The 16,821-nt window shown below is 33.1% G+C and carries 10 protein-coding genes; 5 read left to right on the top strand and 5 right to left on the bottom strand.

What is annotated here, in order from left to right; genetic code table 11:
• Positions 1 to 5: 5 nt before the first annotated feature.
• Both cas9 and ACR1PN_RS01265 read right to left on the bottom strand, forming a co-directional pair.
• Positions 6 to 4,193, bottom strand: a complete 4,188-nt coding sequence (gene cas9, locus ACR1PN_RS01270) for a type II CRISPR RNA-guided endonuclease Cas9 (protein WP_433978540.1) — start codon at positions 4,191 to 4,193, stop codon at positions 6 to 8.
• A 270-nt stretch (positions 4,194 to 4,463) separates the two neighbouring features.
• Complete coding sequence (locus ACR1PN_RS01265) at positions 4,464 to 8,201, bottom strand: fibronectin type III domain-containing protein (protein WP_433978539.1); 3,738 nt, start codon at positions 8,199 to 8,201, stop codon at positions 4,464 to 4,466.
• A 348-nt stretch (positions 8,202 to 8,549) separates the two neighbouring features.
• Here ACR1PN_RS01265 and ACR1PN_RS01260 point away from each other — a divergent pair, with 348 nt between their 5' ends.
• A complete protein-coding gene (locus tag ACR1PN_RS01260; protein ID WP_433978538.1) occupies positions 8,550 to 10,673 on the top strand; it encodes a Tex family protein in 2,124 nt (707 codons plus the stop codon).
• Between the two features lie 9 nt (positions 10,674 to 10,682).
• Complete coding sequence (locus ACR1PN_RS01255) at positions 10,683 to 11,240, top strand: RDD family protein (RefSeq protein WP_433978537.1); 558 nt, start codon at positions 10,683 to 10,685, stop codon at positions 11,238 to 11,240.
• 34 nt (positions 11,241 to 11,274) lie between these two features.
• Here ACR1PN_RS01255 and ACR1PN_RS01250 read toward each other — a convergent pair whose 3' ends face one another.
• From ACR1PN_RS01250 to ACR1PN_RS01240, 3 genes are all read right to left on the bottom strand, one after another.
• On the bottom strand, positions 11,275 to 12,105 hold the full coding sequence (locus tag ACR1PN_RS01250; RefSeq protein WP_433978536.1) for a GLPGLI family protein: 831 nt from the start codon (positions 12,103 to 12,105) through the stop codon (positions 11,275 to 11,277).
• 3 nt (positions 12,106 to 12,108) lie between these two features.
• Positions 12,109 to 13,239 carry a hypothetical protein gene (locus ACR1PN_RS01245; protein WP_433978535.1) on the bottom strand — a complete coding sequence of 377 codons (1,131 nt, stop codon included), beginning with the start codon at positions 13,237 to 13,239 and terminating at the stop codon, positions 12,109 to 12,111.
• Between the two features lie 234 nt (positions 13,240 to 13,473).
• The gene (locus ACR1PN_RS01240; RefSeq protein WP_034678341.1) at positions 13,474 to 13,650 is read right to left on the bottom strand and encodes a histone H1; all 177 of its coding nucleotides are present in this window, start codon (positions 13,648 to 13,650) and stop codon (positions 13,474 to 13,476) included.
• 444 nt (positions 13,651 to 14,094) lie between these two features.
• Between ACR1PN_RS01240 and ACR1PN_RS01235 the strand changes: the two genes are divergently transcribed.
• The 3 genes from ACR1PN_RS01235 (at position 14,095) to ACR1PN_RS01225 (ending at position 16,782) form a co-directional block, all read left to right on the top strand.
• A complete protein-coding gene (locus tag ACR1PN_RS01235; RefSeq protein WP_433978534.1) occupies positions 14,095 to 14,607 on the top strand; it encodes a hypothetical protein in 513 nt (170 codons plus the stop codon).
• Positions 14,608 to 14,777: 170 nt separating this feature from the next.
• Positions 14,778 to 15,629 (top strand): helix-turn-helix domain-containing protein, encoded by an 852-nt coding sequence (locus ACR1PN_RS01230; protein WP_433978533.1) that lies wholly within the window; start codon positions 14,778 to 14,780, stop codon positions 15,627 to 15,629.
• A gap of 631 nt (positions 15,630 to 16,260) precedes the next feature.
• Positions 16,261 to 16,782 (top strand): hypothetical protein, encoded by a 522-nt coding sequence (locus tag ACR1PN_RS01225; RefSeq protein ID WP_433978532.1) that lies wholly within the window; start codon positions 16,261 to 16,263, stop codon positions 16,780 to 16,782.
• Positions 16,783 to 16,821: the final 39 nt, after the last annotated feature.

Here is a 16,821-nt window from a genome sequence, read left to right as displayed (position 1 = left end):
TAGTTTTAATATTCTCCGACGTAAACTATTTTTCCTAAACGATTTAGTCTTACTTTTAAAATTTCTATAATTCCATTCAAGCCTTCCCTTCTCCAAGTAATCCCTTTCAATGCTGAATTATCTTCAACAGTGGTTTCTAAATGATGTCTAAAGAAGTAATCTTTAGTAGCTATTTTCTGCACCCTGAACAGATTCTTAGAAATCAACCCTAGATTCTTTTCATCAAACAAATCAATTTCTTTTGGGTTAAAATCTTGCGATGGAAACAGAAACATTTCATTTTGTTTCATTGTAAAAAGACACTTCCAGCCCAAATCAGCATTATAATCTTTATTAATTATCGTAAGTCCCTGATTCACTCTTTCAACTGCTTCATAGAAACTTACTACTTTTTCCTGCAGATTTCCACGTTCGTCTTCATAAATAGCAACGTGGTGATTATTTCCCGTACTTACGAAATCAACTGCTATCTTTTTACCATTTTCATCCAAAATTTCTTTTCCAAAATGATCTTTTTTATAGTGTAAAGCTTCGGCATTATTAATTCCGTTAATTGTTACGGTTTTTACTGCAATTCCTTTAGATTTATTGAGCCAAATCGGATTCTTTTCCAAATCAGAAAAAGCTTCTTTAGAATTTCCATTAAATTCTTTCAATCTATTCATTAAAATTTCACGAACTCCTTTATCAATAACTTTTTCAATGTTTTTGTAATCTTTAAAATTATCAGGATTCACAACTTTTCTAATGGTGTAACCTGTTTCATACCAAGCTAAAGTGACAGTTTCAGGTAATTGCTCCGTCTTTTCTTCATTAAGAAAGATTGGATTTTTGAAAATTACATTTTTCCCGGTAAATGCTTTTTTAGAATCTCCATCAAATTCCTGTAATCTCGCTAATAATGCATTTCGGAATTTTTCAATCTGAACTTTATTGATAGTTTCTAAATCAAACTTTCCTGATACTTTTTCATCTTTCGTTTTAAGAAATTTCGAGCTTCCATATATGGTTTCTTTATGAAGTTGTCCTCTCGGTGTCAATTCTGTTTTTGCAACAACACTTCCTTTTTTCTTTGTTTTATTGATGTTCTTGGTAACAACTTTATTTTTAGCTTTATGAGAAATCAGCACCTCATCTAAGTGTTTTTTAGCATCAATTCTAAAATTTATAATAGGTTCTTTAAATCTCCTTTCCTTGTAACCATTTTTCTTTTCAAATACTTTGGTAATTAAATTTTCAATAGCAAAAATATTCTGATGTTCTTTATGCTTTTCGTCTTTTCTTGCATTTAAATAATTCAGATACTGAATATGATTATGGGTCGTAAAAGCCACTGTTAAAGCATCCATTGCGTGATGACGATGGTCATTTCTTTTAGTCCAGTCTACAATTCTTTGCTTCTCCTCTCCTTTTGAATTAATAACCGTTTCAATAAGACCTAATTTTCTGTGTTTGTCCAAATTAAGTTCTTTCATTGTATTAAGAAGGTTCCAATCTTCACGAAGCTTATCCGTGATTCTTCCCGAAGTTGGAGTTACATAATTTGTAATTCCCAAAAGTATTTCTTTAGCTTTTTTGGCAATATATTGGGTATTACGTAAATCTCTTTCTATGAATCCATCTCCTATTTCAACACCTTTTTTCTGAAGTTTTTCATATTTAGCTTTAGTAATAGCTCCTTTATCATAAAGTTCTTTGATAATATTGAGGAATTTTTCCAATTTCTCTTTTCCTTCAATTTCTAGATAATCAAAGGCTGTAAAATTTCCTTTTTTAAGATTAGCACCTCTCGGAACTAAAACTTTATTTGAAAAACTATCATCAAAAAATCGGGATTGCGGAATAATATGGTCAATGTCATATTTATCGGTAAAAAGCTCTTCTTTTTTAATTTGAATATCAGTGTATAAATCTTTAAAACCGTTATTAGCCAATTCTAAATATAATTTGTAGCGAATAATATCATTTCTGGATGGAAAAGGAATACCAAACTCTTTTTTCAAAATCTCAGCGTACTTCTGATGTAACAGAGTCGCTTTGCTAATTTCAGAGCTTATCTTGTTACGTTCTTCCGCGTTATTTTTGAGTTCTCTTGCCAACTCAATTCTTATTTCATCAGGTCTTCCGTATTCTTTTGAAACTTCATTGACAAGATTGATCATTTGATTCAAAATCTTTTCAACCACAGGATTTCGTAAAGAGTTTTTAGGAAGAATATCTAATTGCTCTTTCAAAACCCTGTTTTCCAATTGTTCTTTAGTAAATGAATTTTTAGAATGATTGTAGCCTGCATAATTACAAGCGTCGCTGTATTTATGCTCTTTTATATATGGATAAATTCTTCGCATCGCCTTAGAGCTCAAACTTCCATAATCCTGAGGAAAACTAATTTCCGCCAATATTTTAGAATGTTCTTTTTTGAAACCGAATTTCTTTTCTAGCAATTCATATAATTTTTCATTTCCGGACGGTGAATCATCGCCTTCGTAAGAATACAATAGATGCCAAAGTTGATAAGAAGCCTGTTTTTCAAAATCACTTCCTTCCAATTCCGGATTAAAATCCAAAACAGAAGTATCAATTCCTAATTCTGAAAACTTTTCTCTGACAAATAGTTTTATAATTTCTGCAGAAGCATTTATTTTGGAAACTTTGATTTCATCATCAATGGTCAATTTAAATTCTTTTGGAAACTCTATTCCTTCACTGCCAATAATTTTCAGGAAAACGGTATAGAAATTCTCATTGGTATAATTGCCTTCAAAATCTTTAAAATTAGTTTTCCATTCTTTTCCTGAATAACCGACAATATCTAAAACATCTTTTGCAGAAAGCTTTCCTTTAATGTTAACCTCATCAAAAATCGACTGTTTAAAATCCAAATCAATCGGAAAAATTTCTTTTGTTTCTAAATTCTGAAACTGTAAATTGTTTAGAACCTGCCAAATTTTAAATTCCTGAAATAAAGGAGAAGATTTTGGAGCTACTTTTAAACCAACCGTTTTCTTTTTAATTTTTCCGTTTTCTGTAATTTCAATTTCTCTGTTTTCAAATTCACAAATACTGATTAACCCTTTCTGAGATTTAAGTTTTCTCTGATAAAAAATAACAATATCACGAATTTCCTCTTTTAATTCTTTGGTTAATTCTTTATGATATTTTGCCTGAGTTTCCCATATTTTTTCAAATTCATCCAAGTAATCTTGTCTGTAGAAAACTTGATTTTTAAGCTTTGTGTGTGGATTAGCTTTTAACTGATTGTATAAATATTCTCCAACAGTCTGATTATTGAAATATAATTCTTTACTTCTGTCACTGATTGCTCCAAGATAACCGCTGGAATTATTGAGGTTACTGTTTATCTCCTGAAAAACAACAGCCAGATTTTCAAAATCTAATTGTTTTTTCACAGCTTCACTTCTCCAAAGATATCTTTCTATCTTTTTCTCCTGCATTGTCCCAATTTGTTTGATACCAACAAGAGAAAACGGAATTTCTAATTCTTTCCAGGTTGCATTTCTATTTTTACCCTGAAGTCTTTCGTAAAGTTCATTAGTAAAAATTTCTGGATTAAACTGTTTTTGAAAATTCCAGATTTTATCAAACTCTGCCTGTAAATCTGAACGGTAAAAATCTGGCAGTTGCTTTTTACCTTGTTGTAAAAGTTGATAAGAATATTCTCCGGGCGTTTGGTTTTCTTCATACAATTTTTTAGCAACAGCCATTCCGTCTATAATTTGTCCATCCTCTTCGTTTTTGGCTTTACGGCTGCTTTTATACCCTCTTTTTTTATTAATTAAAAGTAAAACCCGGGCAAATTCAGAAAGTTCTATTTTTTGTCTCGCTGATATTGCTCTTATTTCCTGTGTTTGAAATGTTGAATTCTTTCCAACTTCTGTCAATAAGTCGGTTTCTTTAAGGATATTGTTTTTCTTTAAAACATCAATAAGATTGACTCTTCTTAGCTTAAATCTTTGAAGATTTCTTCTCGCACTTCTAGCTAAAGTTCTTCCGGCATTGGTAGTAATAGGTTTTCCTTTTTCGAAATTTAATTGCTCATCAACCGTTAAAGGATTTACACGAACTCCTAATTTAATGATTTTATTGTTTTCCGGATTTTTAGAATCTTCCTGCACAACAGCCCATCCTATTGATGAAACTCCTAAGTCTAATCCAAGTATATTTTTAGTCATAGCTATAAGTTTTTTGAAAGTGTTTAAATTTAAACAGAAAAAAAATATCAAAAGTATGGTTTCCCGTAATCGGGAATAAAAATATTTATTCTATATTTGTATTAATAATTTTGAAAGCAATTCACAATAAGGATTATTCCGTTGTGAAAACATTTAGCGCCTCGCCTATCTGCGGGGTATTTTTATTTTATTTCGAATGATTATACAATTAAAAACAAAACAAGCTCCCATTACAGGAGCTTATTTTATGACAAATATAAAATGAATCAATTATTCCTTAATAAACTTCTTTTGCACTCTCCCATTTACATCATCAATATCAATAATGTAAACACCACTAATAAGAACGCTCACATCAATTTTATTATTTACAATCAATCCACTTGAAACAAGCCTTCCTGCTGCGCTGTAAATTTTATAATTTGCTTTTTCACTGATGTTTTTCACATTCAAAACAGATTTTACTGGATTCGGATAAATCATAATGGAAGTCTGATCTAATGAATTTGGTACTGATAGTTTTGAAATTCTTACCGTATAATCTTCTACTTCCCCGTCTGCAAAACTGATACAGTTTACAGGTATGCCATCTTTCGCCATTGCAACTCTCATGACCACATATTTATGATCTGTTATGCTGATAAATGCATCAGAAGGCACATTAAATACTGTACTTGCTGTAGGATTTGTATTCGGACCGTCTGCCAGAATTCTTTCATCAAGATCAAAAGTTCCGTTTCTGTCGAAATCAACCCATACAGCTACGCCTGCTTTTGCTCCTGAACCAATATTTTTATCAATAATAAGCTGGTTTCCTGTAGAGCCTTGAATCATTTCAATAAATTTCTTTGGATCACCTGTAAAATCAGAATAATTGCTTCCTGCAGATTCATTAATCATCTCAGGCTTACCATTTGGTTTCGCTGTAACTTTTGAAACATATTCATTAGCAAAGTTTGCAGATTGCATCGGACAATATATTACTGTAGGAGTTATAAAATAGTATAATGGTGTAAAATTACCAGGATTACCATTACAGATATTGGCTACCTGCATTTCATATTTTGTTAATTCCAATAATCCTGTTATGGTATAAGTATTGGTACTAACCGGAACATTCGTCCAACTCGGAATTCCTACTTTTCTATATCTTAAAAGATAAGTTGCTCCCGGAAACGGATCCCAGACAACTTCAGCGCTTGTAGGATTCAACTGAGTGATTGTAAATCCTGGAGGAGGCACTTCGCAAAGCCTTTCTGTTGTAAATACCTGTGTATTTGACCAGGGGTTTGGTGTTGTTTCGTCATTACAGATACTCGCTACCACAACTTCGTATGTTTTATAAGAATCAAGATTCGGAATCGTATACGTATTTGCTGGTGGAGGCGGTAGCGTCGGAGTATTCCAAAGCACAGTCCCTTGCTCTCGCCATTGTAATACATACGTTGCATTGGGTACAATCGGATCCCAGGTAACCAATGCAGAATTTGCTGTAATGTTGGTCACTGTTACATTTGGCGGGGTTGGATCACATCTTGTTGTGAAAGTAGTAATTGGGGTAAAAACTCCTATTCCGCTGCTTCCACATGTAGCAGCTACTCTTACTTCGTAAGTTGTTGCCGGAGTTAACCCATTAATCTGCACCGGCGGATTTCCTGCTAAAGGTGAGACATTTAAAGTCGTCCACGCTGAAGCCGGAGTTGTTAACGGCCTGTATTCTAAAACAAATGAATTGTTATTTATAGCCGCTGTCCAATTAATAATTACCGAATTGTGGGTTATTGTATTAAATGTGGGATTACCTGGGGTAATATTACTACAAGGTCTTAGCCTTACAGCATAATCTTCTACCTCACCGTTTGCAGGATCCACACACATCACAGGAGCACTTCCTCTTTTCAGAACTACTCTCATTGTTGTATTATTTGTTCCTGTATACACTCCCGTTGCAGGAACATCAAATGATGCCGTAACTGGACTTAATGTATTAGAAGCACTACTCATTATTTTTTCAGAATCAGTAAATACACCATCTCTGTTCCAGTCAATCCAGGCATGTACAGCATCTCCATATGCTGTTCCTACCCATCCTTTAGAAACGGAAAGCTGATTTCCTACAGAGCCTATTTCTAAATTGATCAATGTTGCCGGGGTTATATAATTTGAATAATTATCCTGCAGTGTAGTATTGCTCATCACAGGAAAATTAACCGGAGTTACACTAACATTTGATATATAATCATTTGTTCCGGTACCGATCATATTACAGTAAGTGAGTGCCGGTGTGGTGAAAGCAACAGGTAACGAAAAAGCTCCCTGAGTTCCGCATATCGTAGCTATTTCGACCTCATATTGTGTTTGTTCTGTAAGTCCGGGAATAGAAATATTATTTGTGAAGGGAGTTGTGACATTGATGGTTTGCCATGACCCCGCAGGTAATGTTCTGTATCTTACTACATAAGTGGCATTCTGAGATACTGACCAGGTTACCGTTGCTGAAGAAGAAGTAATATTACTAACCGTGATATTTGTAGGAGGAACATTTGTACATGGAGGAAGTGCTGCTCCAACCAATTGTAAACGTGGTAATACTGCATATCTGCTTATTGCAGTAGGAGGATTGAGAGGATTAGGATTTGTTGTTCCATTGTAATAGAGCATTCCCCTATTTGCTCCTGCAGAATAACTTCCCCAGTTTGCTGTACAGGATGTTCCTGTTGAATTTTCATCTACCGCAATTACAACATTACTTGTACCGTTCCACAGGAAAGGTGTGGCAAGTGGAATTTCTATCCAGGTTCCGGCTGTCATTGCAGGTAAAGTTCCTGAATATACCTGTGTCAAAGATCCTGCAGGAATCCAACTTGTTGTGGTAGCAAAATCTGTCTGAGTAGTATTTCCCATATACACTACCCATTGGTTATAATTAGCCTGAGTAGCTGCTGTACTTGAAACAAAATATTTAATAGAGGTAATTAAATTATTTGTTCCTACTGCACTGGCAATTTCAGTTGTGGTGTATATCTGCTGAGAATAGCTATATCCTGAACACGAATATACCGGTAAAAAGCCGTGTGTTGCTGTTCCTCCTCCAATCTGTCCTGGTGTAAAGCTCTGCCCTTCAACCCACGGAGACTTATCCGAAGCAGAACATACGGAACGAACCCACCAATAGTAAGTAGCCCCTGAAGTTAAAAGTGAAATATTATCTGAAGTTCCGGGTATAACCGTGCCTATGGTTGCAGCTGTTGGAGGCGTGTTGTTCGTACTGTAAAAATACTCATAACCACCTGCAGGAGCGGTAGCCGGAGAAGGTGGTGGCGACCAGTTCAGTGTTGCTGAATTGGGAGCAATATTGGTTACAGGTAACGCTAAAGGCTCGAAACAGGTTGGTGCCTGAATGACCTGTACCTCATCCAACAGAACATCATCATAAAAATATCCATTCCCTGCAACATCTTTGTCAACAGTAAACTTAAGCTGAATTGTTGCACCTACATAGCTTGCGGCCAAAGGGACTCCTACCGTTCTCCATTCATCATTATTGCTATTATCCGACCAGATCTGAACCCAGCCCGCGCCATTATTTACAGCAAGCTTTAGTGCATTATGTTCATAATTAGGAACGGTTCCGGTTGCTGAAGTAAGATGGTTTTTAAACCATTCGAATTTCACATATGGATTGGTAAGTCCTGTAAGATTGATCTGTGGGCTTATTAATTCTACAGTATGTTCATTTGCGTATGGAGAACTTGCATCAACCCATGCAAAACTTCCCGCAGGTTTTCCGCCATTTCCCGTTGCCCCATAACCTGCCGAGCCGGAAAATTTCCATTTTACATTAGCATTCGTAGATGTAGTGGTTGGATTTTGATTTGTCCAGCAAGCCGGCAATGCTCCCGTACTGAATGACTGTAAAAACGGTACGGGTACTGCATTACAGGTTTGCGCCGAGACATTCATCTGTAGACACAGAAAAAGCCCTAGAATCATTAATAATCTGTTCATATAACTGAAATTTGGTGAATTAGTAAAATAGAGAGTGTATCTTTTTCTCAAAAAAAGACCAATGTTTGAAAAAATAAAAGAGATAGAATTAGTAAAGATTTTACTCATAGGCATAAAATATTTTGGTTTGATGCACAAATATAGTTTTTTTATTCAAAGTAAAATATAATTACAGAAAATAAATTTAATTTCATATATACTTAAAGACAACACATAAAAAGACACCAATTCCCACTTAAACAACAATCACAATTCACCACATGTAAAATTCCTATTTTAAGTATTTGTTACAATCTTTACTTAGAAAAGCTAAAAAAGTAAGTATTTTAGCCATTCTAAAAATGCTGCATGACTGTAACACAATTTATCAATAAAACACTCAATCTATCCGATAAAAGTATTAATGCTACGCTGAAATTATTATCCGAAGACTGCACAATTCCATTTATCTTGAGATATCGTAAAGATGCTACAGGTAATTTAGATGAAACACAAATCGAACAGATTTCGAAACTTAGCAAACAGTTTGAAGAGTTAATCAAACGCAAAGAAAGCATTTTAAAATCTATAGAAGAACAAAATGCCTTATCTCCTGAACTGAAACAGAGAATTGATGAAAGCTTTGATATTCAGGAGTTGGAAGATCTATATCTGCCCTTCAAAAAAAGAAAGAAAACAAAAGCTGATGCAGCCAAAGAAAAAGGTCTTGAACCCTTAGCAAAAATCATCATGAACCAAAAATCTCAGGATCTTCAGTTTTTAGCATCAAAACATCTCAATAAGCAGGTAACTTCTGAAGAAGATGCTTTGCAGGGTGCAAGAGATATTATCGCAGAATGGATTAATGAAAATATGTACGTTCGTAAAAACCTGCGCCGACTTTTCCAGCGTAAAGCAGTAATTACTTCAAAAGTTGTAAAAGCTAAAAAAGATGAGGAAAATGCGCAGAAATTTTCACAATATTTCGAATGGGAAGAAAGCTTAAACCGTACCCCTTCTCACAGACTTTTAGCAATGCTCAGAGCAGAAGCCGAAGGTTTTGTAAAAATCAATATCGGAATTGATAAAGATGAAGCCCTTGATTTTGTTGAAAATGCAATTATTAAGTCTAAAAATGAAAGTTCCGAACAAATCGCTTTAGCCATAAAAGATTCTTACAAAAGATTATTAGAACCGGCAATTTCAAACGAAACCTTACAGGAGGCTAAAGAAAAGGCAGATAAGAAGGCCATTGAAATATTCTCTGAAAACCTCAGTCAGCTCCTACTCGCCCCTCCTTTGGGTGAAAAAAGAATTTTAGCAATTGACCCGGGTTTTAAAAGCGGCTGTAAAGTTGTTTGTTTAGATGAAAAAGGTGATCTGCTCCATAATGAAACCATCTACCCTCACGCTCCGCAAAACGAAAGCGGTATGGCAATGAAGAAAATCCGTTCAATGGTGAACGCTTACAATATCCAGGCAATTTCTATCGGAAACGGAACAGCAAGCCGCGAGACAGAATTTTTTATAAAAAAGATTGGTTTTGATAAACCTTTACAGGTTTTTGTGGTTTCTGAAGCCGGAGCATCTGTGTATTCGGCAAGCAAAATTGCGAGAGACGAATTTCCTAGCTTTGATGTTACCGTTCGTGGTGCAGTTTCAATTGGAAGAAGGCTTTCTGATCCATTGGCTGAACTGGTTAAAATTGATGCAAAATCAATCGGTGTCGGGCAATATCAGCATGATGTCGACCAGACTCAATTGAAAAATGAATTGGATTCTACGGTAATGAGATGCGTAAACTCGGTTGGAATTAATCTAAATACTGCAAGCAAATCGCTTTTAAGCTATGTTTCGGGAATTGGTGAAAAAATGGCTGAAAATATTGTAAATTATCGTGCCGAAAACGGAGCTTTTGAAAACAGAAAACAATTAAAAAAAGTTCCGAGATTGGGTGAAAAAGCTTTTCAGCAGGCTGCAGCTTTTGTCAGGATTACCAATGGAGAAAATCCTTTAGATAATTCTGCAGTACATCCCGAAGCATACGGAATTGTTGAAAAAATAGCAAAAGATTTAGACATAAAAACCAATGAACTTATTGCCAATAAAGAGAAAATAGCATTGGTTCAACCTGAAAAATACACTACCGAAGACATCGGAATTTTAGGAATAAAAGATATTCTGAAAGAACTCGAAAAACCTGGATTAGACCCAAGAAAAGCAGCAAAAGTTTTTGAATTTGATCCAAGCGTTAAGAAAATTTCCGATTTAAAAGCAGGAATGATCCTTCCCGGAATCGTCAATAACATTACTGCTTTTGGATGCTTTGTAGATTTAGGCATTAAAGAAAGCGGATTGGTTCATATCTCGCAACTAAAAGACGGTTTTGTTTCTGATGTGAATGAGGTAGTGAAATTGCATCAACATGTTCAGGTAAAAGTAACCGAAGTTGATGAACAGAGAAAAAGAATTCAGTTGAGTATGATTTTATAATTAAAAAAAATGAGGATTTCCGAATTGAAAGAAAGACGCATTATTCGCAGAGCTACCCGAAATTTCGACTCGGAAGGAAAACGCATTTACAATGAATTTGAATATGATTTCCCCTACAATCCTACCCATAAAGGAAATGAAACGGAAAGACTTTTTGCAAAAATCATAGATTTAATTCCTTTCTTTTTGATCATTCGTTTTGGTTTTCATGAGCTTATGATTGTCAGTTTATTTTTTTCAATTGTTTGCGTGCTTATTTTCGGATCTCTAAGTGAAACTTTATGGGGAACAACGCTCGGGAAAAAAATTTTCAGATTAAAAGTGCTGAATGATAATGGAAATTATCCGAACATCCTCAAATCTTTACAAAGAAATCTTTTATCTTTTGCCAATTTCACACCTGTTTTTACCGATTTTGTACCTGGTCCTAATGATCATTTTAACGACCCGTCAACAAATATAAGCCTGAGTATGCACCTGAATAATAAAATCTGTAAGACTTTTATTGTGAAAGAAAGTAAGATTCCGGAAATCAAAAAACTTTTATCAGAAAAAAAATTAGCTTGAAATCAAACTAATTTTCATATTACATTTCTTATAATTAAAGCGGGTATTTTATCGCCTTATCCAGTTCTATCGGATTATTGTATTTCCTGATGTTTTCTTTCAATTCTTCATTTACTTCACGGGAATTACTTTGCCCGACTTTAGTTCCGTCATTGAGGTAAAATTCATCATTTGATCGGGTCTGCTGCGTTGCGTTTCTCAGATAATTAATTGGCGAATCGTAATATTTAAGTTTTGAATCTTTATACTTTTCATGACTTACAGAAACACTGTTTTCAACCATATAATCAATATACACATTAGTTGGATTTGAAATTTTCTGGCTTTTTACCAATTCAAACTTATAGTCTTTTTTATCATCAGAAAGTTCTACAATAAGTCCGGGAAGCCCATGAAACTTATAAGGCCCTTCCTGAAACGGAATATCAGACGTAAACCACGCCGTCCATTTTCTTCCGCCCCAATCTGTAGTGGCTTTTTGAAGATTCAGATCTTTTACTTTCTTTTTTTCATCGCTGAGCTTCCAGCTTTGAGAATCGTCAGAAGAAAGCTTCAGAATAACATTTTCCAAAACATCATAGTACTCATAACCTGTTGAGCCCTGTTTATGAGTAATAATATGTGAAGTATTGAATTTTGAACCGTTGGTAATGCTTAAATTTCTTGTCACCAAAGAATCTCCTACGAAGAAATCCCTTGGGTAATATTTCACAATCTTAGGCTCAATATCAAGATGATAATTCTCTTTTGTCATCACATTTTGTGTAGAATCTTTTCTGTATTCTACATCATAAATAAAGCGATGGGTTTGAGCTTTAGCTGTAAAACCAACAACTAAAAGCGCTGATAACAGTATATTTTTCATTATTTATTTCTCGTTAATAAATTCTTGTTCCTCCTTAGAAAGCAAAACCGTAGATTCTTTATCATCTTTTACCGCTATATTTTCCCATATATTCTTATTGAAATCAACTTTCGGGTCTAAACCTTTTTTATCTGATTTTGCGAATGTATTGTAAATAATTTCTCGAACTGATTTTTTCACATGTGTTTCATCCTTATAAAAGTAAGTCAGCCCATCACTTTCAACTCTTGAAACTGCAGGAACATAGACTCCATCTTTTTTATAAAATTCATAAGTATACGTCGCTATTCCGCCTTTTATAGTATATTCCCTGCCATCAACAGCAGTCTTTTTCTCTGCAGGCAACTCTTCCTGATTATAGGTAACCTGACAAAACGTTATTACCTTATCCGTTTTATTAAACCTCAAGCTGCCTTCCAAGGTAACATTATACGAAGTTCTAACTTTAAAATTGATCAGTTCTTCGTCGCCGTCTTCCGAAACCAAAGTTCCGGAGTATTTAGAATTTTTATATTTTATACAATCTAAAACCCTGTTTACTTCATGGTTAAAGAAAAAGCTTCCGATATAGTCATGGTTCACTTCATTTGTTTTCGCAGAAAACACACTGTTCGAAGAGTTTATTTTTAAATATTTAACATTATTCAGCTGGAGCTGGATAATATCATCATATCTTTTATTATAACCATCTTTATAATTGTACCAGTTTGTTTTACTCCAAAGCCTGGCTTCAGAAATAGCCATAAAATAAAGTTTGTCATTATCAAAAGATTTATTTTTCATGATAACGTCATAAACAGAAGGCTCGTCATAATATTTTTTTTGATAATTTTTGAATATATCTTCAAAAAGCTTCTTAATATCAACGCTTACAATTTTAACCTCTTCAATATCTTTAAAAGCAGGCTGAAGCTTAATCACCGAACTGAAATTCTTGAATTTTTCTTTCTTAAAACCTGCAGCGGAAATTTCAAAGTCTCTCGAATTATCACTCACGGGAGCAAAACCATCTTCGTTGGTATACACAAGCTGTTCTGATAAAACAATTCTTGCATTGGCAACAGGTTTACCACTTTCGGAATCAACAACCTGTAATTTTTGAGCACTTAAAAATGTTGATAATAAAATAAACAAACAGTAACCATGTTTCATAATAAAAATCCCGCTATTGGTTATTAGCGGAACAAATATAAATTCAAAAGAGATTACAATTCTACATCAAATGATTTATTTTAATATTATTTAAGAATATATCAATCACTTTAACGATATTTTAAAACTTACTCAATTTAAAATTCTTTAAATAATTAAAAAGCTTAAAGTTTTAAACATAAAAAAAACCGGCTGAATCAGCCGGTTTATGTGTTCTTATTTTTTTGATTCTTCAACAGAAACTTTTCTGAAATCTTTAAACAATTTGCTTAGTTCCAAAGCTGCTTTACGAGCTCTCGTTCCAGCCGCTTTGTTTCCTTTTTCTACTTGTTGGTTTGCTTCAGTTGTAAAAGCTTCGAATTCCGCGTTGATTTTTTCAATAAGTTCTTTCATGTCTATAAAATTTAGGCTGCAAATATATGTTTTCAGACAATTCCAGCCTAATTGTAAGGCTTTTTTTTCAACTAATACTGGGAAATATAATATTAAAACTGAAAAAAATATAAAAACACAGGACTTCAAACGGAATTTTAACTTAATAATTCACTTTTCAAACATGATTTTTATGATTAAATCGACTTAGATGGAATTCATACTATTTTTTGCCGACTTTTAATTAAAGTGAAATTTCCGCGTCTAAAGAATCAGAGAAATTTTGAAATAATATTAATATTTTTAAAAAAAACTATATAAAATATAAGGCTACAATCCATATTTATAAGAAAACACTTAAAAAGGGTTTGAAGAAGATTGTATCTTCCATCTGTACAGGCAAATTTTTAATAACCGATACCGATTATTGAGCTATATTCTCTTTACCTTTGATAAAAAATAGTAATGGAAATAGTTTCAAAATTTGTAATCGGTTCAGATCAGGGTGTCTCAGACTTTTTATCCATAAAAAAACAATCATTCATCAGCCTTCATAAAGACTTTGTTACGGAGAAGAAAATTAATGCCTATATAGAAGAACATTTTGATGAAAGAAAAATAATCAATGAGCTGAATGATTTATCCAATCAGCTTATTATTACTTATCAAGACGACATCCCGGTTGCATATTGCCTTTTAAAAGGCGGCTCGATGAATCCCGTGTTTGACAAAGAAAAAAGAATGACCGAAATCGATTTTGTTATTCTTCCGGAATATGATTCACTAGAAGTAAGAAATTCTCTTTACACCAAATTTATTTCTGCGGCAAAATTTACAGATATTGTATGGATTAACATCCTTGAACATAACTTCTTAAGCGAATTCTTTTTAAATAAGAACTTTAAATTTATCGAAAACTCTGTAAGCACCGAATTTAGCTTACCCGCTTCTATTTTAAGTTTTGAAATTATACGCTAATTATTCCAAAACCAGCAGTAAAAATCTCGCGACTTAGATTGCTATAATTTTAAACATATTATATTATCTATTAAATATATTCGAAACAATTGTGAGTATTAATATTAATTATGTTAGTCAAATGTGTTATTTTTGACAAAACAAATACTAATAATACCCCTCATAACTAAATGTATCAAGTAACTGATGAATTAAAGAAAAACGGTTTCAGCATTAATCTTATTTCTAAAATAATTGAGCGTAATAATTTTTCAAAAAAATTTAATACCGCTGAATACTTCTGTATTTATTTAACAAGCGAAGAACTTAATATCACTGTAGAAAACGAAAAATATTATATACCGGCAGGTAATGCTGCATATATCGGTCCTCAAAAAAACGTTGAATTCGAGAGCATAACAGGCAAAGAAACTTATGTGATTGCCTTTTCAAAAGAATTTTTCGATAATACATCAAAAGACAGCATTTATCTTAATTCAAGCATTTTTTTTAATTATGGATCTCATATTTTTATTTCTCCGTATTTCGGCACAATCGAGTACAACAAAATAATCCTGGTTGAAAGACTGAAAAAATTTTCAGAAACAGGAAATCGCAATATTTACCTTGCTGCGGCACATAATGCAATCGAAAGTCTGATTTTGGACGCGCACCTTAATATTGATTACAAAAACAGCAACCCAAAAGAACAACATCTCGAGTACGTAAGTTTAGTAAATCGATTTACTGTTATTTTACAAAGAGATTATAAAACCGAAAAGAAAGTCTCCTATTACGCAAGCGAACTCAGAGTCTCTACACGAAAACTGACAGAGATGACTGAATTTGTTTACGGTAAATCTGCGAAGCAAATGATTATTGAAAAAGTTGCTTTTGAATGCGAAAAAGCAATCAAGTTTTCTAAGAATACTTTATCGGAAATTGCATTTAATCTTGGCTTTAAAGATGAAGGCAATTTCAGCAATTTTGTAAAGAAACACAATGGAAAAAAACCTTCAGATATGAGAGAATTTGCTGTATAAAAGTTAAATTTCCCATTATATAATGCTATATAAAAACCGTTGCTTTACAAGAAGCGGTTTTGATTTTACTAAAACACAATACACAAATAATCAATAGATTACATTTTATTTTTACGTAAAAATTTATAAATATTTACGTAAAAATTATTAAATCAAACCCACAGTAAATTGCACTACGTATTTATACTGATTAGATTTGCATTAATAAATAACAAAACAAAATCATTTAATAGTATTCTATAAGATATATCAAACACCAAATCACAAAGTTTTTTTATTAATATTTATTTATTCTTTTCAATCAGTACATTCAAATAATATTAATAAACTTTTCATCATCAGTTTTAGAAGTAACAGGATTCAATGTTTTTCAACAATGAACCCTGTTACTATTTTTTTTATAAAACAATAACTATTCTTCAATTAACGCCCTTTTTCATTGAATAATATTCATTAAATTAAAGATTTTAATTTAAAATATACTTTAATTACACAAAATTCAATTACGCATACTCATTTGTGTAAGAATTCACAAAAAATAAACACATTTTTGCAAATCCCAATCTCTAATTGTTGTGTACATTTGCATCCGAAAAGAATAGATAACTATCTACATTAAAACTGATTGAAAATGAAACAATTCTTATTAACAGCAATTGCTATGGTAGCTTTTGCAACAACTAAAGCTCAACAAGTTACATTAAACGTAGTGTTAAAGCCTATCCAAACTATTGTAGTAAATGATGAGCAAAAAACTGTAAATCTTGAATACAATACTACTAATGATTACTTAAATGGAGTTACTAAAATCAACAAAGACCATTTAACAATTTACAGTACTGGTGGATTTCAGGTAAAAGTAAAAGCAAACGTTGCCAACATGCAGCTTTCCGGAAAATCTATGTCTGTAGGTTCAGTAAAACTTACCGCTTCTGCAGGTTCAAAAGCATTAAATAATGCATCATACCAAAATGGTTTAGCGCTTACCGATAGCGAAACTACTTTAGTTTCTTCTTCTAACGGTGCTGTAAACAACAACATAAATGTAGAGTATACAGGTGCCGGAGCCAATACATACATCGACAACTATGTGCCTAATCAAAACCCTTCTACGTATACAACGAATTTGATGTACACTATTGTAAGTGCATAAAACAATTGAAAACTGATTTGATGAAAAGTGTTACAATAC

Origin of the sequence: Chryseobacterium sp. RLHN22, from assembly GCF_051011795.1 — a bacterium.
In the GTDB taxonomy this organism is placed as follows: domain Bacteria; phylum Bacteroidota; class Bacteroidia; order Flavobacteriales; family Weeksellaceae; genus Chryseobacterium; species Chryseobacterium zhengzhouense.
This window is presented reverse-complemented; position numbering and strand designations above follow the sequence as displayed.

Coding starts and splice junctions, on each gene's coding strand:
- ACR1PN_RS01250 (WP_433978536.1), bottom strand. CDS start 12,105: ATGAAAAATATACTGTTATCAGCGCTTTTAGTTGTTGGTTTTACAGCT.
- ACR1PN_RS01230 (WP_433978533.1), top strand. CDS start 14,778: ATGTATCAAGTAACTGATGAATTAAAGAAAAACGGTTTCAGCATTAAT.
- ACR1PN_RS01240 (WP_034678341.1), bottom strand. CDS start 13,650: ATGAAAGAACTTATTGAAAAAATCAACGCGGAATTCGAAGCTTTTACA.
- cas9 (WP_433978540.1), bottom strand. CDS start 4,193: ATGACTAAAAATATACTTGGATTAGACTTAGGAGTTTCATCAATAGGA.
- ACR1PN_RS01255 (WP_433978537.1), top strand. CDS start 10,683: ATGAGGATTTCCGAATTGAAAGAAAGACGCATTATTCGCAGAGCTACC.
- ACR1PN_RS01235 (WP_433978534.1), top strand. CDS start 14,095: ATGGAAATAGTTTCAAAATTTGTAATCGGTTCAGATCAGGGTGTCTCA.
- ACR1PN_RS01225 (WP_433978532.1), top strand. CDS start 16,261: ATGAAACAATTCTTATTAACAGCAATTGCTATGGTAGCTTTTGCAACA.
- ACR1PN_RS01260 (WP_433978538.1), top strand. CDS start 8,550: ATGACTGTAACACAATTTATCAATAAAACACTCAATCTATCCGATAAA.
- ACR1PN_RS01265 (WP_433978539.1), bottom strand. CDS start 8,201: ATGAACAGATTATTAATGATTCTAGGGCTTTTTCTGTGTCTACAGATG.